The following is a 494-nucleotide window of genomic DNA, read 5'->3' on the forward strand; positions in this document are numbered from 1 at the left end:
ACCCGATCGCCGCGTCGTACGCGGACCGCGTGCTCGTGTTGGCCGACGGTGCGATCGTCGCCGACCTTCCGCAGCTCGGCGCCGCCGGTATCGCCGAGCACCTGGCGTCGCTGGATCGGCGGGTCCTCCGATGACCGGGCTCGCCGCCCGCCTGCTGCGGCACCGCGCCGGCCCCGCCGCCGCCACCCTGCTGGCCCTGGTCGCCGGTGTGCTGATCCTGGTGGCGATGGGCACCCTCGTCGAGTCAGGGCTGCGTTTCCGCGCGGAGCCACGGCTCTGGGCGGCGGCCGACGTGGTCGTCGCCAACCGCACCGTCAGCCACACGTTCAAGGAGTTCGGCGACACCACCACGAGCACCGTCGCGCTGCCCGAGGGCGGCACTGTGGACGCGGCAGTGGTGGACCGGATCCGCCAGGTGCCGGGTGTTGCGGCCGTCACCGGCGACGACGCGGTGGTGATCGGCACCCCCGCCGCCCTGGGCCACGGCTGGGACA

2 pseudogenes are annotated in these 494 nt (G+C 74.7%); both read left to right on the forward strand.

The window, feature by feature from the left end:
• Nucleotides 1–134: pseudogene (locus KBX53_RS37240) on the forward strand (ABC transporter ATP-binding protein); the annotation flags it as partial.
• Nucleotides 131–494, forward strand: a pseudogene (locus KBX53_RS35535) (ABC transporter permease); the annotation flags it as partial. The pseudogenes KBX53_RS37240 and KBX53_RS35535, both read left to right, overlap by 4 nt.

This window comes from Micromonospora sp. M51, from assembly GCF_018070305.1.
Lineage (GTDB): Bacteria > Actinomycetota > Actinomycetes > Mycobacteriales > Micromonosporaceae > Micromonospora > Micromonospora parva.